Source organism: Paraburkholderia bannensis, from assembly GCF_014200455.1.
Lineage (GTDB): Bacteria > Pseudomonadota > Gammaproteobacteria > Burkholderiales > Burkholderiaceae > Paraburkholderia > Paraburkholderia bannensis_A.
In genome coordinates, this window is the sequence record NZ_JACHBW010000014.1 from 79,295 (window position 1) to 100,619 (window position 21,325).

The window sequence follows — 21,325 nt, forward strand, 5'->3', positions numbered from 1 at the left end:
TGTCTCCTCTCACTCTGCTAATGCTGTTGTATGGCCCGACTTTTCAACTGCGGTCAGGAAAGAATCCGCAAAGAACTCGTCAGGAGGCAAGCCGCGATGCGCAGTGAAATCAGCGCGCGCCGCATCCACCATCGCAGGCGCACCGCACGCATAGACTTGATGACCGGAGAGATCAGCAAAGTCCTCCATGACAATTTGATGGACAAAGCCGAGCCTGCCGGACCAGCCGCATTCGGGGGTCGCATGCGACAAGACGGGAACGAAACGGATATGGCTGTGCTCAAGCTCCCAGCGCTGAGCGACCTCGTAGGCGTATATGTCTGCCCGTTTTCGCCCCCCCCAATAAATATGAATCGGGCGTTTGATATTGCGCTTGATCGATTGCTCTACGATTGCCTTGATCGGTGCGAAACCCGTGCCGCTGGCCAACAAGACCATCGGCTTATCGGAGTCTTCGCGCAGGAAGAATGTTCCGAACGGCCCTTCAAAGCGGAACAGGTCGCGTTCTTTGGCGGTCGAAAACAAGTGGTCCGTGAAAAGCCCGCCGGGGATGTGGCGGATATGGAGCTGGATGAACGGCAAACCTTCTTCGTCCGGAGCACCAGCGAGAGAATAGCAGCGGCGCTCGCCGTTGGCGGTAATCATCTCCACGTACTGTCCCGCCATATAACGCATATTTTCGTTAGGCGGCATACGCAGCGTCAGCACTGCAACATCCGGCGCTGGACGCTCCAACTTTACGAGTCTGCAGGGATATATCTTCGGCTCGATCGCTGCGAGGCCTTCGAGTTCGCTGACCTCTACGACAAGGTCTGTCAGCGGTTTGGCGCAACACAGAAGCGCATATCCTTCCGCTCTGGCCGACTCGCTCAGATAGGTTGCAAGGACACTGCCGTGGTCTACGCTTCCTTCGATCACCTTGCCTTTGCACGTGTTGCAAACCCCGGTCCTGCAGCTGTACGGCAGTGAATTGCCAGCCGCCAGCCCGGCCGCAAGGATGGTCTTCCCCTCACCGACTACAAAGGCATGCCCGCTAGGTTTTAATACAACGTTGAACGACATCTCCGGCTCCACAATTAACTTGTATTTACAAACGTACGGATACATTTGCATTTACAAGTATTGTAGCTGGAAACTTTCCCCTTTCAACGCCACACAGTGTAAACACCTAGTCCTCAGCCAGAGGCTTCGCATGGACGGCGATGACGGAAATATTTTGATCGGCCTGCGTAAGTAATCGCTTAAGAAGGACGACATCTTATGTAAACATATGTTCTGGCGCGATCCGCTCATCAAGCTCGGCAGACGGAACCACCTTCCATGCTAACTCCCGCCCCTGATCCGTAAGCGTCACTGAAACCGCACGAGCATCGTCCTCCGCAAAACTTTTCATCGATTGTCTCCCGTCCTTAGGGTTTTTCACTAGCCGAGTCTAACAATTTGTGCTTGCAGTGCCGGCAGGCATATGTTGCAATTTATTTGCGTTTGCAAGTGTTCCAAACGCAAATTCATCAGTACCCTGCAAAAGGATCATCGAGGTGAGCCACGGACCATGGAGGTCCAATGTCCAACTGGCAATCTCTACTCAAATTTATATAGCAGTCCTAATTTATATACACATTAAAAGGTATGCTGAAATGATCACACTGGAACGGAGATACCAGTCATCGGGGGCAATCGGGAGGAAACTGATCAACTGCGGTGTGAAATACACGGCTGCGCTTGCCGCCGCACTGGCCGCGCTGGCACCTCTGGTTGCCAACGCAACCGAAGGGGGAGGGTCAATCTACCCTATCGGCGTGAACACAATTCTCGCTGGCTTCATGCCATCTCCAGGCGATTACGCCTATCTATATGGCGCAAGGTACGATTCAAACCATACCCTCGATGGTTCGGGTAACGACAAGGCCGGGATCAACAACTTTGGAGCTCATGTCAATGCCCTGGCGTTTCGTTATGACCATGTCTGGGACGGTGTCACGTTTCTCGGCGCTAACCTGATGACACGTATCGGAGTTCCGTTTGTCGACCTGCACCTTCACTTCGACGTGAAAACTCCCAAAGGGATTGTTCATAAAGATTCGTCGGATACCGGTCTATCCGATGCCGCCATTATCCCGCTCGCATTGGGCTGGCACAGCCCTCACCTGAACCAGATGGTTGGCATCGAATTTTTCCTGCCGACGGGGGACTACGACGTACATCGACTGGCCAACGTTGGACGTCACTATTACAGCATTTCGCCCGAGTATTTCTTCACCTTGAAGCCCATCGACAAGGTGGAGATCAGTGCCAAGGTCATGTATCTGTTCAACACCACGAACCACGAGACAAACTATAGCTCAGGCGACGAACTCATTATCGACTACAACCTCGGGTATCAGGTCACCCCAAAGCTGCAGGTCGGTGCGAACGGGTATTTTTACAAGCAGACCACCAACGACGTGCAGAACGGAGCAATCGTGAATGGCGGCAACGAGGGGCGCGTTCTGTCTGCGGGTCCATTCATCAAGTACCAACCCACCAGGAGCCTGGCGCTAGTCTTTAAATGGCAGCACGAGATGCTGGTGGAGAACCGCACCCGGGGTGACCGGTTCTGGTTGCAGGTTGCTTATAAATTCAGGTAGCGCGATCTGTCGGGGGCCTTCCTGTCCCGGTCCGGCTACTTAACCAGTTCCGGACTGGCAATTTCCTGCTCGATTGTGTCCAGACGCTCGTAGACATCGACGAGAGTGCGTTTTAGAAGCTTGAGGTTGGCGGCCGACAGTTCGCTCACTGCGACTGTTTCAAAGTGCTGCGCAATGGGCATCAGCTCTTCGACCAGTTTGTGACCGCGCGCCGTCAGGTTGATTGCAACCGTTCTCGCGTTGTTTTCAAGGCGACTGCGAGAAACGAGGTCAAGCTTTTCCATGCTTCCTATCAGCCTCGATAACGTCGACAGCTCGACCGTAGTCATCGCGGCAAGGTCGTTCAGGCGCTGATCCGGCGTCTCCCACAAGGCCGCCATTACCCGATACATGGGAAGACTTACACCATACGGCGCTATGCGGCGCGAGAACAGCTCGCCCATGCGAACGCCGACGCGGTTAAGGATGTACGGAAAGGAATCGGTCAATTTGTACACGAATCGCATCCTTTGTAGTCATCGAACAATTCTATCAAAACAACTGTTCCCACTGCATTACTTTCATTGCCAACTCTTGCATTTGCAACTATAGTAAATCCAACAAGGCACCTTTCTCTGCCTCGCCAACAAGGAGACAATATGGATGCCCCATCCATTCAGCAACCAGAGGTCGGAACAACATTCCGCGCGGCCATGCGCCGGCTGGCTTCCACCGTGACCATCGTCACATCCGCCGATGGCGCTCGCCATCACGGCATGACAATGACGGCCGTGAGTTCGCTTTCAATGGATCCGCCGTCAATGATTGTCTGCGTGAATCAGTCGACGTTTCTCCACGACATCATGCTTTCGGCCCGGCGATTTTGCGTCAATGTGCTGCGGCACGACCATGCGGCAGTTTCGACCGCGTTTAGCGGGGCATCCTCCCCGGAAGAGCGGTTCCAGATTGGGGCATGGCTCCAGACCGAAGATGGCATCGACTATCTCAGCGATGCCCAGGCGAACATTTTCTGCAAAAAAGTCGCCGCAGTTCCGTTCGGCACGCACACCGTTTTTATTGGAACAGCCGTTGACGTGGCGCTCAACGACGACGCAAAGCCGCTGCTTTATCGCAACGCCGCATATTGCTAGCCACCGTATTAACTGGCTTGGCACGACTGCGTGTGCCGGCCTTTTTCAAAATGAGGTCCATCATGATTGTTGCGGAAAAAGAGCTTGAATTTGCCGCCTCTTCCACCACTGCAGGGGTAACGGTAAATCAGTTGCGGGAAAAGATCGCCGCGTTCGGCCCCACCCTTCTGGCCGGCGCCGCGCAGGTGGAAACCGCGCGCCGCGTGCCGATGGCAAGCATTGAGGCGCTGCGGGAGGCGGGCTACTTTGAAATCCTGAAGCCGCGCGCATTTGGCGGACAGGAATTCGACTTTTCGGCACTCGTGGACCTGAATATCGACCTGGCCAAATACTGTGCTTCCACTGCGTGGGTTGCGGGCCTTCTATCGGCCCATCAGTGGCTCGTTGCCAATTTCCCGGAGCAGGCTCAGAAAGACGTCTGGAGCGATCCCAACGCGCTGGTGTGTGGCTCCTACGCTCCGGTATGCGCCGCGCAGCCAGCGGACGGTGGGTACGTCTTAAGCGGCCGATGGAGCTTTGCAAGCGGCTGCGAATGTGCTCAGTGGGCGCTCTGCGCCGCCATCCTGCCGCCCGGCGAGGGCCGCGAAAAACCGGCGCCGGCGTTTCTGCTTGTCCCTGCCACAGACTATACGATTGACGACACGTGGCACGTGGTCGGGCTGGCCGGCACGGGCAGCAAAACACTCGTCATCGACAACGTCTTTGTGCCGGCCCACCGCGCACTCATGTTCTCAGACACCGTAACTGGCAAGACCCCGGGCGCTCAACTGCACAACCATAACCCTGTCTATGCGATCCCGATGCTCAGCTCTGTCCCATCGTGCCTCGCCTCAGTTGCTGTGGGCGCCGCACATGGAGCACTAGAAGATTATCTGGCACGCACCAGCAACCGCGTGACGCGCGGCGCCGTGGCAGGTGGTCAAAACAAAATGGCCGAGTTTCCGACCATCCAGTTGCGTGTTGCCGAAGCGGCCGCTTCATGTGACGCGGCAAAAAAAGTACTGCTCTCGGACCTGCGCGAGCGCGAGGAGACCGTCAAGAACGGACAGGAAATTTCGGTGGAAGAACGCATCACCAGCCGACGCGGTCAAGCCTTCTCCGTATCCCTTGCAATCCGCGCGACCGAAGCTCTCAACGCGTCAACGGGCGGCCAGGGCCTGGATCTGTCACATCCGGTGCAAAGAGCATGGCGTGATGCGAACGCCGTTGGGCGGCACATCAGCATGAATTGGGACACCGTTGGCACGATGTACGGCCAGATGGCCTTGGGTCTCGAGCCAAAAGGTCAATACTGATAGTTATTGGAGATAGAAATGGCAGTTAAAGTTGATAGAAAAATCGCACTCGAAGAGCACTTTGCCATCGAGGAGACAGTGTCCGACTCTGCCGGCTTCGTGCCGCCTTCATACTGGGTTGAACTCAAGAGCCGCTTGCTCGACGTTCAGCACCGTCGAATCGAGGAAATGGACAAGCACGGTCTGGATCTCATGATCTTGTCCCTGAATGCCCCGACGGTGCAGGCTATTCCTGATACCCAGGCGGCCTACGACCTTGCACGTCGAGCCAACGACTTCCTCGCAGAACAGGTCACCAAACGGCCGGATCGCTTCAAGGGATTTGCCGCGCTGCCAATGCAATCGCCGGAACTTGCTGCCAGGGAACTGGAGCGATGCGTGAAGGAACTCGGTTTCGTTGGCGCTTTGGTTAATGGATTTTCGCAGGTCGGGGACGAAAAGACGACCGTCTACTATGACCAGGCGCAGTTCCGCCCTTTCTGGGCAAAGGTCGAAGAGCTGAACGTGCCCTTCTATCTGCATCCCCGCAACCCGCTTCCTTCCCACGCGCCTATTTACGAAGGACACCCGTGGCTGCTCGGACCGACATGGGCATTCGGGCAGGAGACGGCAGTTCACGCGCTTCGACTAATGGGCTCCGGCTTGTTCGACGAGCATCCCAAGCTCCAGATCATCCTCGGACACATGGGCGAAGGCTTACCATACAGCATGTGGCGAGTCGATAACCGAAATGCGTGGGTCAAGGCAGCGCCGAACTACCCTGCGAAGAAGCCGATCGCCGAGTATTTCCGCGCAAATTTCTATCTGACGACCTCGGGGAATTTCCGCACCCAGACGCTAATTGACGCAATCCTTGAAATTGGGTCCGACCGCATTCTGTTTTCGACCGACTGGCCATTCGAAAACGTCGACCATGCGGCAGACTGGTTCGACTCGGCTTCAATCAGCGACAACGACCGGCTGAAAATCGGCCGCACAAATGCCGCGCGGCTGTTCAAACTGGCTGAATGACCCAAATGCATTAGGCACTCGGTCGACAGGTCACAAACGGACAAGGAGTTAGCCCAAGCGGTAGCCCTTGTCCCGATAAATGGAGTGAGACACCATGAACGCACAGGTTATCAACGTGCACGACGAACTGGCCGATGCCAGCGTCGGAAAAACTCATATCAGACTGGGAATCATCCTGGCGCTACTTACGCTGTTTGACGGCTACGACACGTTTAACCCTGCTTACGTGATCCACTACGTTCGCGGCCCTTGGGGACTTACGCTACAGCAAGCTGGCTTGCTGGTGTCCACCGGTCTCCTTGGCTTTCTTTGCGGAGCAACGCTGCACGGTTTCGTAGCCGATCGTGTTGGCCGAAGGGTCACCCTGTTGGGCGGTCTTTCGATTGCCACAGTTTTCTCGCTAGCAACTGCTTTTTTTGCGCATTCCTTCGTCTCTTTCTGCGCGATTCGCGTTTGCACCGGCATTGGCCTCGGTGTGTTGCTGCCTCTGTCGACGACCTACATTAACGAGCTCGCACCGCGAAGGGTCGCAAATACATTCGCTCTGTGGGGCGTTGCACTCGGTTGGGCGATGGGCGGAGCTGCAGCGGGTGTGGTGGGCATATTCGTCACTCCGCTGACGGGATGGCAAGGCTTGTATTGGGTTGGCGCGTCATCGGTCGCCCTGATACCACTCATTTATTGGTACCTTCCCGAATCGCCCAAGTTTCTCGCATTGCGCAGTCGTGATGCGGAGTTGAAAGAGATTCTTTGCACTATCCGGCCAGAGCGAGAAGAGCTATATAAAAACGCGTCCATAGCGAGCGCGGGAGCGGCGACGCAAAGCTCCGTGTCCGCCCTTCTTGGTTCCCAGTACCGGCAACTCTCAATTGCTATCTGGACGGCGAGCTTTCTTTCCCTCTTTTGCGTATTTGGCTTATCCGGGTGGATACCAACGTTAATGCAAACACGTGGCGAGAGTTTCGCAGTCAGCTTTGGCTTCGGTGCACTGATGCAAGTGATGTCCTTTATCGGAGGCTTGTCCTGCGGTCACCTTGTCGACAGGTTCGGTCGACCACGCGCCTGGCTGTCCGCCTGGTGGTTTGGAGGTGCATTCTCCATTCTCGCGATGATATTTCTGAAAGGACACGCGGTAAATCTGATAAGCACAGCCGCCGCCGGCTTCTGCATCATCGGCGCCCAGTTCGTCTTGAACAACTACACGGCTGCATCCTACGAGACCGGCGTGCGTGCTACAGGCGTCGGCATGGAGCTTGGAATCGGACGGCTCGGCGCGATTCTGGGGCCCTTCATCGGAGGCGCTTTGCAGCAGAGCTTCGGCGGCTCGAACGTGATGCTTCTCGCGATCGTCTTGTCAGCCGCTGGCGCGGCCACAGCTGTACTTTTCGCTACCAGAAAACAGAGCTCTCAGGCGTCAGAACAGAACAGACTATCGGCGGCAGCCGCCCCCGAGGCGATACAGGGATAACAGGAAAGACGCATGACACACAACGCCGTTTCCAGAACGACAGAGTTCGTTTACGAGTCGCTACCGACACGGGTCATATTTGGGTCTGGGACACTCAACAACGTGGAACAGGAGGCGAAGCGTCTTGGGATGTCCCGGATTCTCCTGCTTTGCGGCCAGCCACACGAAAGCGTGACAAGCTCCATTGCTAAAAGCCTGGGCGACATCTACGGCGCAACATTTCTTGGCGCCCGCATGCATACTCCGGTGAACGTCACAGAGGAAGCAATGGCGCTGGTAAAAACCTCGCAGATTGACGGAATTGTTTCCATTGGTGGAGGATCGACCACGGGTCTCTCAAAGGCAATCGCCCTGCGCACCGATTTGCCGCAAATCATTTTGCCCACGACATACGCAGGCTCCGAGATGACGCCGATTCTCGGAGAAACCGACAACGGCATCAAGACAACCCAGCGAAGCCCGAAAGTTCTTCCTGAAACCGTTATCTACGATGTCGAGCTGACTCTTGACTTGCCACCGGCTATCGCAGGCGTTAGCGGTATGAACGCCGTAGCCCATGCTGTGGAAGCGCTCTACTCCCGAGATGCAAATCCCGTCATAAGTGCTCTCGCTATCGAGAGCGTCGCAGCTCTCTTGCGCTCGCTTCCACGTATCCGAAATGAGATGCACGACCTCGGCGCGAGATCGGACGCTCTCTATGGCGCCTGGCTTGCCGGCATATGTCTTGGGTCGGTAGGGATGGCTCTGCACCACAAGCTCTGCCACACGTTGGGGGGTATGTTCGATCTGCCGCACGCTGAGACGCACGCGGCTTTGCTGCCCCATGTACTCGCCTATAACAGCCCGGCGATACCGGAGGTGATGCAGCGGCTGTCCCATAGCCTTGGCGTCGACGACCCTGCACTTCACCTGTACCGCGTCAATCAGGCAATCGGCGCGACGCCCGCTCTCGCGGACATTGGCATGCCCGAGGATGGCATCGAACGCGCTACCGACCTCGCGCTCGCAAATCCATACTGGAATCCACGACCACTTGAGCGACACGCGATACGGGATCTGCTAGCCCGGGCCTACCGGGGTGATGAACCGAAACCATGAAACGCGGAACGCAGCATTCTCGCCTTTAAGCTACATCTGGACAGAAACCATGAATGCAAGCACGAAACAATCGTTTCCATTATTTGATGAGGCGCATTCCGCCGAAGCGGTGAATGCGCGCATTGGCCCCAACGTTGACCCACGCACTCGGGAAATAGCCAGCGCGGTTGTGCGACACCTTCACGCCGCTGTGAAGGAAATTGAGCCGACCCATGAGGAATGGCTCGCCGCGATCAACTTCCTGACGAACACGGGACACATGTGTTCCGACTGGCGGCAAGAGTTCATCCTCCTGTCGGACGTACTTGGTGTATCGATGCTCGTCGACGCCATCAATCATCGCAGACCGACACAGGCGACCGAGAACACGATCCTCGGACCGTTCTTCGTGGACGGGCTGTCGATATCTGATAACGGCACTAACATCTGTCGCGATGGCAAAGGCGAGCCTTTGGTCGTGCACTCACGGGTAGTCGACATCAAAGGTGCACCAATCTCCGGTGCGACCATCGACGTCTGGCAGACCAACGATGATGGCTTTTACGACGTGCAACAGCAAGGCATACAGCCTGAAGGGAATTTGCGAGGCAAGTTCACCAGCGATGCCGATGGGCGGTTCTGGTTTCGTTCTGTCAAGCCGCGCTTCTATCCGATACCGGATGACGGCCCGGTCGGGAAAATGCTTGGGAAGCTCGGGCGCCATCCCAACCGCGCGGCGCATATCCACTTCATTATCGAGGCGCCGGGCTTCGAAACGGTCATAACCCACATCTTCGCGCCGGATTGCCCTTATCTGCAGGAGGATACCGTTTTCGGCGTCAAGGAGAGCCTCATCGGTCGGTTTGAGCACGTTGAAGACGCGGATGCGGCTGAAAAACTGGGTTTTACGTCGCCCTTCTGGTCTGTTGAACAGGACTTCGTGCTTAAGCCATTGGCGTAGGCAGGCAGTCACAAGACGACAAAATGTCGGGTTACCGGTGGTGCGCGTAAAGAACGTCGCCCTTTATCTGGCTAGCAGGTCATGAACGTCGGCCTTTGGGAAGCAGATGCTGTCGTTGTGAAGCGACCGGCGCTGCTTCTCCTTTTTTGAGGCAACGTTTTGTTCCATTCCCCAGCTTTGCGACCTGCAAACCCGTTCGCATGGCAGTCGGGCGAAATGAGCCGCAAGGCAAACCTTCCGCGAATTTAATGACCGGCAAGTTCAGGTTTCACTAGCCGTCCAGGCTTTGTTCAGCCGCCCCAAAAATCGATTCGGCCGCCCCGGACTTCAGCCAGCGTTACTGCGGTTCGTAACTTGGAATCACGAAGTCAGCCAAGGCTACCATGTTGCTACGCTGGCGAGACACGCGCCGCCGATGCCTTGCGACTCCCGCGTCCCGTCAGCGGTGCGGCACACGGTGACCATGGGTGGCTGCCATTCTTCATAAAAATTACGCTCTCCCCCAACGTCGATGGAACCTCCAGCGAATGGCAGCTAATATTCAGGCAGCTGGATAAAGATTATCGCGCTGAACAAACCAAAGCGCCCCGTCTTCCAGGATATATCCGCTGTGCCCGGCACGCGAAGCTGTTGCAGCCGGAATGCTTCTTACACGAGAGAATACGTCCGTCGACCGTCTCAACGCCTCTGAACCGCCAACCGTGAGCACAGCCCCGCCCCGCGCTTCAGCCCTTAGTCCAACGCCGCCACACCGTGGGAATGAGGGCGTAGAAAGCTTTCAGCGTGTAAATTCCGCGTTGCAGGGCAGCCTCGAAAAGCTGGTCAACGCCTCGCGACCGGAAGAAATTCTCAGCACCCTGCTCTCAGAGGTGCGTGCAGTGCTGCGCGGGAAAGGAGCATGTCTCTTCGAATATGACCCGGCAAGAGATTGGCTGCAAATGACGCTCATCCTGTCTCCCGGCTACGCGTCAGATCCAGCGCTTGCCCCTGACCTGCAACCTTTCACCGTCGGGATATCGGCAACGCAAAGCCGCTTTTGGCGGCAGCTCATGGACACGCGACGCCCGTTCCTCATCGACGCAGCAAAAGAGGAACATGCCGAACTGTTTTGGCCCGGCACACGACAATGGCATATCGAATCGAATGAGCCCTTGGCCGTCGGAATTCCTTTGGCAGTAGGCGACGTTGCCCTCGGTTTCCTCGGGGTCTCGTTTTCAGGTCGCATCGATCTCTCAGATGCTGATCTGAATCTAGCGCAGGCGTTCGGCCATCAGGCAGCACTGACCCTGCATATGCTCAGGCTAGCCGAAGTGGCAAAACAGGCGGCTCTGGCCAAAGAGCGGGAGCGTGCCGCACGGCAGAGAGTCCGGGAACTCTCTGCAACCAATGACGCATTAAAACGCGCGTTAGATAGCCTTTCCGAAGAACCCGATATAAACCGGTCCATTAGCGGCATACTCGGCTCGATTGCAAGAGACCTCGGCGCGGATCACGGAGCGCTTTGGTTACGGGACCCGGCAACTGACACATACGCGGTGCGCCTCGTGTATTACAAGGGCGAGTTCGTAGATGCACGCTCTGGGCACCCTGCGACCAAGTCTTGGCCTCTCGCGCGTGACCTGCGGTGGCGCAGCCATATAAGGCGGCGCCGACCGATCCTGCACAAAGTCGCCGAACTGCCCGACTTGACCGATACCGACCGTGCGCTATTCACGCGGCTGGGTATCAAGCAATTGCTGGGGCTTCCACTAACGCTCGGTAGCGAAGTGATCGGTAGTTTCACCCTTCGCTTCACTACAGACCAATTCTTCTCCAGCGAACGGCTTGCGCTAGCGCAGACACTAGCCCACCAGGCAACGCTTGCCCTTCAACTGACCAGGCTTGCCGCCGATGGGCAAGAAAAAGAGAGGGTAGCGGCCACCCTGCTGGAACGAAATCGGCTCGCGAGAGATATTCACGACACGATTGCGCAGCATTTTATGGGCGTAATCGTCAATCTGGACGCTGGATTAACCAGCCCGGATCTCAAGACGCTAGCGCACCACGCGGAAAAAGCCCGAGAAACAGCGCGTTCCGGCCTTGAGGAGGCACGACTGTCTGTGAAGGCGTTACGAGCAGCCGCATTACAGACCGGTAGCATTTCACAAGGACTGCGGAAGGTCATCGATGCTTGCCTGGAGAATAGTCAGATAAGCTGGACGTTATCGGTTCCAGAAAATCTTCCGGCGCTCCACGAGACAGTTGAGCAGGAATTCGTGCGGATCGTCCAGGAGGCCTGCACAAATGTCAGGAAGCACTCTGGCGCGACACGCGTATTGGTGTCGCTCGACTATGCGGAGCAAGCTTTCCGGCTTTCCATTTCCGATGACGGCAATGGATTCGACATAGGCGCGCCCACGGAGGGTTTTGGACTAATTGGAATGGGCGAACGTGCAAAGCGGGTAGGTGCAACCCTGACCGTTTCCAGCAGGGTCAAGGAAGGCACCGTTGTGCGCGTTATGCTGCAGCCAACGCCTGATGAGAACACCCCGCCGCAAAGCTCAATCAAGCCTGACGCGAGAGACACAGGTAGCGCTATTTTCTGAGAACCTGCTCTGGCGGACTTCCGGGCGCCAGCGATGCGGCGCGTGCCAGCAGCACTTCGCGGTCGCGCGCGTTCTGCGTGAGCGCGGCGGCGCTTTCGAATGCCGCGCGTGCTTCATCTGGGCGCCCGAGTTTCGCGAGCAGGTCGCCGCGCACGGCGGGCAGCCACGGATACTGGCGCAGCGCAGGTTCCGCCTCCAACGCCTCGATCAACGCAAGCGCGGCTTGCGGACCCTGCGCCATGCCCACCGCCACGGCCCGGTTCAGACGCACGACCGGCGACGGATCGAGGCGCAACAATGCATCGTAAAGGCCGACAATGCGCGCCCAGTCGGTCTGCGCGGCGCTCGGCGCGCCTGCGTGGCAAGCCGCGAGCGCAGCCTGCAGCGCATACGGCCCAGGCACGCCCGAAGCCGCCGATGCACATTGCTGTGCCCGTTCGAGCGCCGCGAAGCCGCGCCGAATCAAGAGCCGGTCCCAGCGCGCGCGGTCCTGATCCGCCAGCAACACGGCGCGGCCTGCGCGATCCACGCGCGCGGGCAGGCGCGACGCCTGCAACTCCATCAGCGCGGCCAGTCCATGCACTTCGGCTTCCGCGGGCGCGAGTCCCTCCAGCATTCGCCCCAGCCGCAACGCTTCCTCGCAAAGCGCCGGACGCATCCAGTCCGCGCCCGAGGTGGCCGCATAGCCCTCGTTGAAAATCAGATAGATCACTTCGAGCACCGAAGCCAGGCGCCCGGCGCGCGCCTTCGCGTCGGGCACTTCGAACGGCACCTTCGCCGCCGCGAGCGCACGCCTGGCCCGCACGATGCGCTGCGCGACGGTGGCCTCGGCCACCAGAAAGGCTCGTGCGATTTCAGGCGTACTGAGGCCGCCCAGCAGGCGCAGCGTGAGCGCCACGCGCTGCTCGCGCGGCAGCACGGGATGGCAGGCGACGAACATGAGCCGCAACAGATCGTCGCCAATCTCGTTCTCGCGCGCGGCGTCGAGCGCATCGGCAATATCGGGAGCGAAATGCGCCTCCAGCGCTTCGAGATCCGCGCCGATCGCCCGGTGGGCGCGGGCGTGCGCGGCCGCGCGCCGCAAGCGGTCGAGCGCACGATGTCTGGCGGCGGTCATGAGCCACGCTCCGGGGTTGGCGGGGATGCCGCTCGCGGACCAGCTTTCGAGCGCCGCGACCAATGCGTCCTGCGCGGCATCTTCGGCGAGGCCCACGTCGCGCAGCACACGCGCGGCGTAAGCGATCACGCGCGCGCGCTCGATGCGCCAGACCGCCTCGATCGAACGATGGACCGCGGCAACCTTCCCGCCGTCCTGAGCCGTGCCCGGAGCCGCATCCTGAGCCATCAATGCGCGCCCTTCTCCACCGCTTCCGGCGACATATACATCAGTTCCCAGATATGGCCGTCCGGGTCTTCGAAACTGCGGCCGTACATGGCGTCGCCGTAATCCATCGGCGGGCGCTTCGAGGTGGCGCCTGCCGCCAGCGCCTTATCCACCAGCGTATTGACCTCGTCGCGCGACTCGCACGACAGGCAGGTGAGCACTTCGGTCTGCTCGCGCGCATCGACGAGCCTTTTATCAGTGAAGGTGCGCATGAAATCCGTCGTGAGCAGCATTGCAAAAATGTTTTCGCCGATCACCATGCATGCGGCTTTGTCGTTGGTGAATTTAGGCTCGAAGCGAAAACCGAGCGCGCCGAAGAAGTCCATCGAGCGCTTCAGATCGCTCACGCCCAGATTGACGAAAATGTGCTTGTGCATGATCGTTTCCTTGCTTGACTGAGGCTTGTATATTGATTTGGATAGCCAATTATTTGAATTTGCTCTGCGTTTCGAGCTTGCGAAAGCGTTCGATGCTTTCCAGATTTTCGAAGTCGTCGATTTCATAAAGCTGGCGCACTTCGATCTCGCCATCCATCTCCTTGCCGAAGGGCGCCGGAAAACGCCGTGCCCATTCGAGCGCTTCGTCGCGCGAACGCACCTGGATCAAGGTGTAACCGGCGATGAGTTCCTTTGTTTCCGCATACGGGCCATCGACAATATTGGGCTTGCCGTCCTTGTAGCGCACGCGAAAGCCATTCGAACTGGGCTGCAGCCCCGCTGCATCGAGCAGCACGCCCGCGCGCGCCAGCTCCTCGTGGTAGGTCGCCATATCGGCGAAGATGGTTTCATCAGCGGGTTGCTCGCCCGCTTCGCTTAGCGCATTGGCGCGCACCATGATCATGAATCGCATTGCGTTCTCCTGTGTGCGTGGATCGTGCTGATCGCATCGATCGTATCGGTCGTCGGGGAGTGAAAGCGGCATCGTGCGATGCGCTCATTGACACGACGCGCGACGCACACGCAAATCGACACAGCAAAGCGATTTTTTTACGGTTCCAGGGAAAGCACCAGGATTTCCTGGCTAGCGGAAGCACGGCCCCGTTTCGCGGACCTCGACGCTAGCCCATTGCGCCGCCGGGCAAGTGCGCGCGATTGCCAGCGCTTCTTCGCGCGTGGCGCAATCGACGAGGAAAAAACCGCCGATCATTTCCTTCGCCTCCGAAAACGGTCCGTCGACCACGCTCGTGCGCCCTTCGCGCACTTCCACGCGCGCGGCGTCGGTATCGGAAACCAGTGATTGCACATCGAGCAGAACGCCGCGCGCGTCGAGGTCTTCGGCGAATTCCACCATGCGCGCGTAGAGCGCTTCGCCTTCGGCTTGTGTGCGCGCTGCACGCTGGCCGCGCGGCTCGCTGATAAGCAGTAGATAGGGCATGTAGTGCCTACTCCATAAGATGCGCTTTGGCTCGGGAATCTGACGCGACTGTCAGCATAGCGCGCCGTCGCCTTCCCTGTTGCGGGCGGGATCGGAGTTTGGCTATCCGCTGCCAAAGGCAATGCCTTCAGCCAATGCCGTCAAGCAAGAGAAACTCAAACGTTCGAATGTTCGACCTGTTTTTCGGGAATCTCCGCACGCACGCGCAAATGACGCATGCAGGCCAGCACGGCAGGCATGGCGCGAATCGTCATGACCGACCTAGCAACCGCGAGTAACAATGGATAAAGCAGATTGTGATCGGCATGCGTGAACTCTACGATCAACACCACGGCGGTCAGCGGCATCTGCATGGAAGCGGCGAGAAACGCGCCTGCTCCAACCAGCGCACATGCACCGGGCGCGAGCGTCGGAAAGAAAAGACTCCACACGCCACCAAGCACCACGGCGAGCAATGCGCCGTTTGTCAGACCGGGGGTGAGCAGACCACCTTCTGCGCCCGCACGCAGGCTCGAAGACTCGATCGCAACCTTCAGCACAAGCAGCACGGCGGCCAGCGCGATGGTAAGACTGCCATCGAAGGACAGCGACGCGGCGCCTTTGCCGTTACCAGCGAGTTGCGGAAACACAATCACCAGCGCGCCGATCGCCGTGAAGTTCACGATCGACCACACGACCAGTTTCAAACCCCGCGGCGCCTGCGCGCGCGCACTGGAAGTGAGCTTGACGAAGCCTAATGCAGCGAGACCGAACAGCGGCCCGCAAACGGCGGCCCAGATCAGCAGCGGGCCGTTTGAGTAGAAGGCGGGAACGAGGTATTGCTGCTCGTTGCCCAAGCCGCTCCACGCCACGATCGCGGCGATGGTCGACGTCACCAGCGCGACAATCATGGCGCGCGGGGCAAACGTGCCCAGCAGCACTTCCAGCACGAACACCGCGCCGCCCAGCGGCACGGTGTATACCGCGGCCAGGCCCGCGCCCGCGCCGCACGCCACCATGAGACGGCAATCGTCGCTCGTGAGTCCCGCACGATGGGCAAGACGACCAGCAAACAGCGAGCCGATTTCGCGTGGGGCGACTTCCCGTCCGAGCGGCGAGCCCAGCGCGACCGTCACGATCTGCAGCAGCGCATGCACCATGCGTGCTGACGAAAGGCATACGCGGATCGGTGGAATTCACCGCCTTGCGAATGCTGACCAGCGGCTTGCCGTCGCGATACAACGCCCAGCCGATGCCCGCGACAGCGCCACAGAGCGACAGAACCGCAAGCCGGCGCAACGGCGATGCGGCGCTCACGCCTTCGAGAAAGCTTTCATGACCCACCCACTCGCCGATGCTGTAGTCATAGGCGACGTGCTGGATGGCATGCAGCAGCAATGCGAGCCCAATCCCGCCAAGCCCCGCGCCCATGCCCGTGAGGACCGTGACGAGCGCGAATGTCAAAGGCTTGCTGGGGGACTCGGCGGTGGAACTGGAACTCATGGGAGCGGCCTGAAAATGGGCATTAAGGGATAACCCGAATGGTATCCCGAGCGATACATGCGTTTCGTTACTTATTTTTCTCAATCAATGCGCTGATCGCATATATAGGGTGGAATTCACACGGTCCGGGTCCGCGTCGATCGCCCGCCTCGTCGTTGGACCTGCACGTGATGCGTAAGCGGCGGGCGGTTCTCGAAGTATTGCTGGATGCCTTTCTCAATCGCATCGGCCATCTTTTGCCGATAGGCGGTGTTCAAAATGCCTTTTCTATTCTTCTGGATTACTGATGAATGCTCTCTCCACCAGAACCGACGGAATATCGGGCGCCTTCAGAGCCGCGAATGCCGCCTGCCCGACACCGCTGCCATGCACTTGATTGATCTGGCCAATCTCATCACGCACGAACGCGGCATATTTGCGCGAGTCGTTCATTCTTCAAGCGCGAGCATAAGACCTTGAGGAGCAACACATACTCGTTGGATAGATGTCGATCGACTGTCTTGATTGATTTTCCTGCGCTCCACCTTTTAATAACTTGGCATTTCTTATTAATATTCAGACCATCTGGATACGCTGCAAGGTCGCGCGTTGCTCGTGCCAAGTCGACCCTATTTGGCGACACCACTCCCCCTATCGAATAATTGACCAAACCAAGATCAAATGCTCACATCTCACCCATCGAGTCGGGATTTACCCCAAGCGAATGAAGGCGCAAACCCCGCATGAGCGCCTCCAAACCCAGCAACGACAAAGGTTTCAGGCCGATCACCCCGCGCCGGCATGGCACAACGCAGCATCCCCGCTTCTTGACATAGACGCCTCCGTCCTCTTAAATAAATCAACTTGATTTATTTAAAGCGGGCCTTCAGGCCCCACCCGGAGGAGACGCGTGAGAAGTCCGCATGTGGGCCAGGGCAGCAATTCGGCCAATGTTCGCCGCTTCAATGAGCGCCTGCTATTGCAGGCGTTGCGGCGCGCCGGCGAAGCCTCGAAGGCCGATCTCGCCCGCCTCGCGAACCTCACCAGCACGGCGGTGGGCAGCATCATCACCTCGCTGATCCAGAGCGGCCTGATCGAGTTGAGCGGTCGACGCCTGGACGGCGGACGCGGGCAACCCGCCTCGCTGCTGCGCCTTTCGCCGCGCGGCGCGTTCGCCATCGGCGTGCGTCTGGACCGGACCAATATCGAAACCGTGCTGGTGAACTTCGCGGGCCAGATGATCGAGCGCCGCTCGCACGACATGCTGTTGCCCGGTCCGGCGCAAGCGCAGGAAATCGTCCAGCACGACATCCGCGAACTATCAGGACTGCTAGACAAGGAAGAACGCAAGCGTCTCGCCGGCATCGGCGTGGCACAGCCGTACAACCTGGGTAGCTGGCTGCGCGAACTGGGCCTGCCCCACGATACCTTCCGCGTCTGGAGCGAAGTCGATTTCGCGGGCGAGCTGGGCCGCGCGCTGGCGCTGCCGGTGTTCAGCGAGAACGACGGCAATGCCGCCGCCATCGCCGAAATCTTCTACGGTTGCGGGCGTCAACGCGACGATTTCCTCTACCTCTTCCTGGGCCCGGCCATCGGCGGCGGCATTGCGGTGGGCGGCGACTGCGTGCGCGGCCTGACCGGCAACGCGGGCGATTTCGCGGTGATGCCGGTGCCGCCCAGCACCCTGCCCTCGGCGTACAAGCCCGACGGCAAGTGGGACATCCTTCTGTCGCGCGCGTCGCTGATCGCGCTGCGCCGGCACCTGCAATATCGCGGCGCGCGCGTCGAAAGCCGCGCCGATATCGAAGGTCATATCGCCAGCGGTCATCCCGCCGTGGAAGAGTGGCTCGACGACTGCATCGACGCGCTAGCGCCCGCGCTGCGTTCGGCGCTGTGCGTGCTCGACGTGCCCGCCGTGGTGCTGGACGCGGACGTGGACGCGGGCCTCATCGACACACTCATGGAGCGGCTGCGCGGGGCCGTCGCGGCCACCGCGCCCGAAGCGAGCGGCACGCCCGAGCTGGTGCGTGGCACCTTCGGCCCGGATGCAGGCGCGCTCGGCGCGGCCACGCTGCCGATGTTCTTCAATTTTTCTCCGCGCGCGGGCATCTTGATGGGCGCCGGCGCGCAGATGCAGACAACGTCGCAAAACCCAACGCAAATGCTGGCGCAAGCCCAGGAGGTGAGCCATGTCGCGCTCTGAGTCGACGCCCCCGCTGCTGGAAATGCGGGGCATCAGCAAGACCTTTCCCGGCGTGCGCGCGCTCGACAATGTGCGCCTCTCGGTCTGGCCCGGCGAGATCCATTCGCTGATGGGCGAGAACGGTGCGGGCAAGTCCACGCTCATGAAGATTCTCTCGGGCGCTTACCAGGCCGATCCGGGCGGCGAAATCCTGCTCGACGGCCAGGCCGTGTTGATCGACGGACCGCTAGCCGCGCGCGAACTGGGCGTGGCCGTGATCTATCAGGAGCTGAGCCTTGCGCCCAATCTGAGCGTGGCCGAAAACATCTATGCGGGCCGCGAGCTGCGCAAAGGCGGCCGCCGCTTCGGCATGGTCGACCGCGCGGCGATGGAGCGCGGCAGCGAGGACGTGCTCACGCGTCTGGGCGCGACCTTTGGGCCAACCACGCTGGTGGGTTCGCTGTCGATCGCCGAACGCCAGCTGGTGGAAATCGCGCGCGCCGTGCATACCAAAGCGCGCATCATCGTGATGGACGAACCCACCACGCCGCTCTCCTCGCGCGAAACCGAACGTCTTTTCAAGCTGATTCTGCAACTGCGCGAGGAAGGCCTCGCGATCATCTACATCAGCCATCGCATGGCCGAGATTTACGAGCTGTCCGACCGCGTTTCGGTGCTGCGCGACGGCAGCTACGTCGGCACGCTGATGCGCGAGGAACTCAGCGCGGAAAGCCTCGTCGGCATGATGGTGGGCCGCGATATTTCGGGGTTCTACAAAAAGGCCCACGCGCCTTACGATCCGGGCAAGGTGGTATTGACCGTGCGCGACGTTGCCGACGGCAAACGCGTGCGCGGCTGCAGTCTCGATCTGCATGCGGGAGAAGTGCTCGGCATCGCGGGGCTGGTTGGCGCGGGCCGGACGGAACTGGCGCGCCTGATCTTCGGCGCGGAACCGCGCGCACGCGGCGAGATTGCTATCGACGGTCGCACCCTTGCCGTGCATACGCCGCGCGATGCCATCGACGCGGGCCTCGTCTATCTGACCGAAGACCGCAAGCATCAAGGCCTGTTTCTCGACATGAGCGTGCGCGACAACATCAACGTCGCCGTGGCCGGACGCGATGCGCGCTTTGGCGTGCTCGATCTCGCACGCGGCTCGGCCCGCGCAAAGGATTCGATTCGCGCGCTGTCGATTCGCGTACCCAGCCCGCGCGTCAATGTGGGTGCGCTCTCGGGCGGCAATCAGCAGAAGGTGCTGCTTTCGCGCCTGCTGGAAACCAGGCCGCGCGTGCTGATCCTCGATGAGCCGACTCGCGGCGTCGATATTGGTGCGAAGTCGGAGATCTACCGCATCATCAACGACCTCGCCAAAGCCGGCGTGGGCATCATCGTGATTTCGAGCGAGCTGCCCGAGATCATCGGCGTGGCCGATCGCGTGCTCGTCATGCGAGAAGGCGAATTCGCCGGAGAGCTGGGCGGCTATACCGGCAAGCCCATTGGCCAGGAAGCCATCATCGAACTCGCCACCGGCTCGCGGGGCGCGCTGGACGAAGCCGCCTGACACACGGCTGGCGGCATCGAAACACCTAAAAGACGAACGCAGCACGCACCCGTCGAAGAGATATTGAGGAGCACGACATCATGAAGAACATTATTCCCCGCCACGGCGTCGCGGCCAATGCCACACAAGCGGCGCAAGGCACGCAGTCCACGCGCAGCCAGGCCATCGACGGCCATCGCGCGCGTATGAAATCCATCATGCGCACCGCCGGCATGCTGCCGGTGCTGGTGCTGCTATGCATCGGCTTCGGCCTGCTCAACGACGGCTTCTTCACCTTCGAGAATCTGTCGATCGTCACGCAGCAGGCCTCGATCAATATCGTGCTTGCCGCGGGCATGACGTTCGTGATTCTCACGGGCGGCATCGATCTTTCGGTGGGCTCGATTCTCGCCGCTGCCGCCGTCGCCGCCATGCTCGGTTCGACCATTGCGGGCATGGGCTGGCTCGGCATTCCGGCTGCGCTGGGCGTGGGCTTGGGCTTCGGCGTCATCAACGGCGCGCTGATTTCCCTGCTGCGCCTGCCGCCGTTTATCGTCACGCTCGGCTCGCTCACGGCGGTGCGCGGCATCGCGCGTCTGATGGGCCACGACACCACGATCTTCAACCCGCAACTGTCGTTCGCGTTTATCGGCAACGGCTCGGTGCTCGGCGTGCCCTGGCTCGTGATCATCGCGCTCGTGGTGGTGGCCGCTTCGTGGTTCGTGCTGCGCCGTACCGTGCTCGGCCTGCATATTTACTCGGTGGGCGGCAATCCGGAAGCGGCGCGCCTCTCGGGCATCAAGGTCTGGGCGATCGAAATGTTTGTCTATGCCGTCTCGGGGCTGCTCGCTGGCCTCGGCGCGGTGATGTCGGCGGCGCGCCTCTACGCGGCAAACGGTTTGCAACTGGGTCAGTCGTATGAGCTCGACGCCATCGCGGCCGTGATTCTGGGCGGCACGAGCTTCGTGGGCGGCGTGGGTTCGATCGTCGGCACGCTGATCGGCGCGCTCATCATCGCGGTGCTCACCAACGGCCTCGTGCTGCTGGGTGTATCGGACATCTGGCAATACATCATCAAGGGTCTGGTGATCGTCGGCGCGGTGGCGCTCGACCGTTATCGCCAGCGCGGCTCCGCTCGCACCTGAAACGCTTTACCCAAAAACATCAACGGATTAAAACCGCGGGCGCAAGCGGTCCTCCTGCGCCCGCCCTGCACGACACTAACAGGAC

Annotated in this window: 17 protein-coding genes and 2 pseudogenes; 11 read left to right on the forward strand and 8 right to left on the reverse strand. The window is 59.6% G+C overall.

Going from position 1 to position 21,325, the window contains the following annotated elements:
- Positions 1-9 precede the first annotated feature (9 nt).
- The gene (locus tag F4827_RS22985; RefSeq protein ID WP_183727511.1) at positions 10-1,062 is read right to left on the reverse strand and encodes a CDP-6-deoxy-delta-3,4-glucoseen reductase; all 1,053 of its coding nucleotides are present in this window, start codon (positions 1,060-1,062) and stop codon (positions 10-12) included.
- Between the two features lie 575 nt (positions 1,063-1,637).
- Here F4827_RS22985 and F4827_RS22990 point away from each other — a divergent pair.
- The gene (locus F4827_RS22990) at positions 1,638-2,627 is read left to right on the forward strand and encodes a transporter (protein WP_183727510.1); all 990 of its coding nucleotides are present in this window, start codon (positions 1,638-1,640) and stop codon (positions 2,625-2,627) included.
- Positions 2,628-2,662: 35 nt separating this feature from the next.
- On the opposite strand, the gene F4827_RS22995 is transcribed toward F4827_RS22990, so the two are convergent.
- On the reverse strand, positions 2,663-3,124 hold the full coding sequence (locus tag F4827_RS22995; RefSeq protein WP_183727509.1) for a MarR family winged helix-turn-helix transcriptional regulator: 462 nt from the start codon (positions 3,122-3,124) through the stop codon (positions 2,663-2,665).
- Between the two features lie 141 nt (positions 3,125-3,265).
- On the opposite strand from F4827_RS22995, the gene F4827_RS23000 reads away from it, so the two are divergent.
- From F4827_RS23000 to F4827_RS23030, 7 genes are all read left to right on the forward strand, one after another.
- Positions 3,266-3,757: a flavin reductase family protein gene (locus F4827_RS23000; RefSeq protein ID WP_183727508.1), complete on the forward strand. Its 492-nt coding sequence runs from the start codon at positions 3,266-3,268 to the stop codon at positions 3,755-3,757.
- A gap of 62 nt (positions 3,758-3,819) precedes the next feature.
- Positions 3,820-5,052 carry an acyl-CoA dehydrogenase family protein gene (locus F4827_RS23005; RefSeq protein ID WP_183727507.1) on the forward strand — a complete coding sequence of 411 codons (1,233 nt, stop codon included), beginning with the start codon at positions 3,820-3,822 and terminating at the stop codon, positions 5,050-5,052.
- Positions 5,053-5,070: 18 nt separating this feature from the next.
- Positions 5,071-6,063, forward strand: a complete 993-nt coding sequence (locus tag F4827_RS23010; RefSeq protein WP_183727506.1) for an amidohydrolase family protein — start codon at positions 5,071-5,073, stop codon at positions 6,061-6,063.
- A gap of 94 nt (positions 6,064-6,157) precedes the next feature.
- The gene (locus tag F4827_RS23015; RefSeq protein ID WP_183727505.1) at positions 6,158-7,531 is read left to right on the forward strand and encodes an MFS transporter; all 1,374 of its coding nucleotides are present in this window, start codon (positions 6,158-6,160) and stop codon (positions 7,529-7,531) included.
- 12 nt (positions 7,532-7,543) lie between these two features.
- Entirely contained in the window at positions 7,544-8,629 is a 1,086-nt protein-coding gene (locus F4827_RS23020) for a maleylacetate reductase (RefSeq protein ID WP_183727504.1), read from the forward strand.
- A 49-nt stretch (positions 8,630-8,678) separates the two neighbouring features.
- Entirely contained in the window at positions 8,679-9,569 is an 891-nt protein-coding gene (locus F4827_RS23025) for an intradiol ring-cleavage dioxygenase (protein ID WP_183727503.1), read from the forward strand.
- A gap of 797 nt (positions 9,570-10,366) precedes the next feature.
- Positions 10,367-12,154, forward strand: a complete 1,788-nt coding sequence (locus tag F4827_RS23030; RefSeq protein ID WP_183727501.1) for a GAF domain-containing sensor histidine kinase — start codon at positions 10,367-10,369, stop codon at positions 12,152-12,154.
- Here the strand turns inward: F4827_RS23030 and F4827_RS23035 are convergent.
- The 6 genes and pseudogenes from F4827_RS23035 to F4827_RS23060 all read right to left on the reverse strand — a co-directional run bounded on the left by F4827_RS23035 (position 12,144) and on the right by F4827_RS23060 (position 16,826).
- The gene (locus F4827_RS23035) at positions 12,144-13,499 is read right to left on the reverse strand and encodes an RNA polymerase sigma factor (protein ID WP_183727499.1); all 1,356 of its coding nucleotides are present in this window, start codon (positions 13,497-13,499) and stop codon (positions 12,144-12,146) included. The genes F4827_RS23030 and F4827_RS23035 overlap by 11 nt on opposite strands.
- Positions 13,499-13,915, reverse strand: a complete 417-nt coding sequence (locus tag F4827_RS23040; protein WP_183727497.1) for a VOC family protein — start codon at positions 13,913-13,915, stop codon at positions 13,499-13,501. The genes F4827_RS23035 and F4827_RS23040 overlap by 1 nt, the downstream gene beginning before the upstream one ends.
- Before the next feature lie 49 nt (positions 13,916-13,964).
- Positions 13,965-14,387, reverse strand: coding sequence for a YciI family protein (locus F4827_RS23045; RefSeq protein ID WP_183727495.1), 423 nt, complete (start codon positions 14,385-14,387; stop codon positions 13,965-13,967).
- Between the two features lie 171 nt (positions 14,388-14,558).
- Positions 14,559-14,912 (reverse strand): YciI family protein, encoded by a 354-nt coding sequence (locus F4827_RS23050; protein WP_183727493.1) that lies wholly within the window; start codon positions 14,910-14,912, stop codon positions 14,559-14,561.
- Between the two features lie 155 nt (positions 14,913-15,067).
- Positions 15,068-16,394: pseudogene (locus tag F4827_RS23055) on the reverse strand (chloride channel protein).
- 267 nt (positions 16,395-16,661) lie between these two features.
- Positions 16,662-16,826, reverse strand: coding sequence for an N-acetylmuramoyl-L-alanine amidase (locus F4827_RS23060; RefSeq protein WP_183727491.1), 165 nt, complete (start codon positions 16,824-16,826; stop codon positions 16,662-16,664).
- Between the two features lie 457 nt (positions 16,827-17,283).
- Here F4827_RS23060 and F4827_RS23065 point away from each other — a divergent pair, with 457 nt between their 5' ends.
- The 3 genes and pseudogenes from F4827_RS23065 to F4827_RS23075 all read left to right on the forward strand — a co-directional run.
- On the forward strand, positions 17,284-18,576 hold the full coding sequence (locus F4827_RS23065) for an ROK family transcriptional regulator (RefSeq protein WP_183727489.1): 1,293 nt from the start codon (positions 17,284-17,286) through the stop codon (positions 18,574-18,576).
- Entirely contained in the window at positions 18,563-20,116 is a 1,554-nt protein-coding gene (locus F4827_RS23070; RefSeq protein WP_183727487.1) for a sugar ABC transporter ATP-binding protein, read from the forward strand. The genes F4827_RS23065 and F4827_RS23070 overlap by 14 nt, the downstream gene beginning before the upstream one ends.
- A 173-nt stretch (positions 20,117-20,289) precedes the next feature.
- Positions 20,290-21,240 (forward strand): annotated as a pseudogene (locus F4827_RS23075) (ABC transporter permease subunit); the annotation flags it as partial.
- Between the last annotated feature and the right edge of the window lie 85 nt (positions 21,241-21,325).

Coding starts and splice junctions, on each gene's coding strand:
- F4827_RS23025 (WP_183727503.1), top strand. CDS start 8,679: ATGAATGCAAGCACGAAACAATCGTTTCCATTATTTGATGAGGCGCAT.
- F4827_RS23045 (WP_183727495.1), bottom strand. CDS start 14,387: ATGCGATTCATGATCATGGTGCGCGCCAATGCGCTAAGCGAAGCGGGC.
- F4827_RS23005 (WP_183727507.1), top strand. CDS start 3,820: ATGATTGTTGCGGAAAAAGAGCTTGAATTTGCCGCCTCTTCCACCACT.
- F4827_RS23050 (WP_183727493.1), bottom strand. CDS start 14,912: ATGCCCTATCTACTGCTTATCAGCGAGCCGCGCGGCCAGCGTGCAGCG.
- F4827_RS23060 (WP_183727491.1), bottom strand. CDS start 16,826: ATGAACGACTCGCGCAAATATGCCGCGTTCGTGCGTGATGAGATTGGC.
- F4827_RS22985 (WP_183727511.1), bottom strand. CDS start 1,062: ATGTCGTTCAACGTTGTATTAAAACCTAGCGGGCATGCCTTTGTAGTC.
- F4827_RS23070 (WP_183727487.1), top strand. CDS start 18,563: ATGTCGCGCTCTGAGTCGACGCCCCCGCTGCTGGAAATGCGGGGCATC.
- F4827_RS23035 (WP_183727499.1), bottom strand. CDS start 13,499: ATGGCTCAGGATGCGGCTCCGGGCACGGCTCAGGACGGCGGGAAGGTT.
- F4827_RS23040 (WP_183727497.1), bottom strand. CDS start 13,915: ATGCACAAGCACATTTTCGTCAATCTGGGCGTGAGCGATCTGAAGCGC.
- F4827_RS23000 (WP_183727508.1), top strand. CDS start 3,266: ATGGATGCCCCATCCATTCAGCAACCAGAGGTCGGAACAACATTCCGC.
- F4827_RS23015 (WP_183727505.1), top strand. CDS start 6,158: ATGAACGCACAGGTTATCAACGTGCACGACGAACTGGCCGATGCCAGC.
- F4827_RS23010 (WP_183727506.1), top strand. CDS start 5,071: ATGGCAGTTAAAGTTGATAGAAAAATCGCACTCGAAGAGCACTTTGCC.
- F4827_RS23020 (WP_183727504.1), top strand. CDS start 7,544: ATGACACACAACGCCGTTTCCAGAACGACAGAGTTCGTTTACGAGTCG.
- F4827_RS22990 (WP_183727510.1), top strand. CDS start 1,638: ATGATCACACTGGAACGGAGATACCAGTCATCGGGGGCAATCGGGAGG.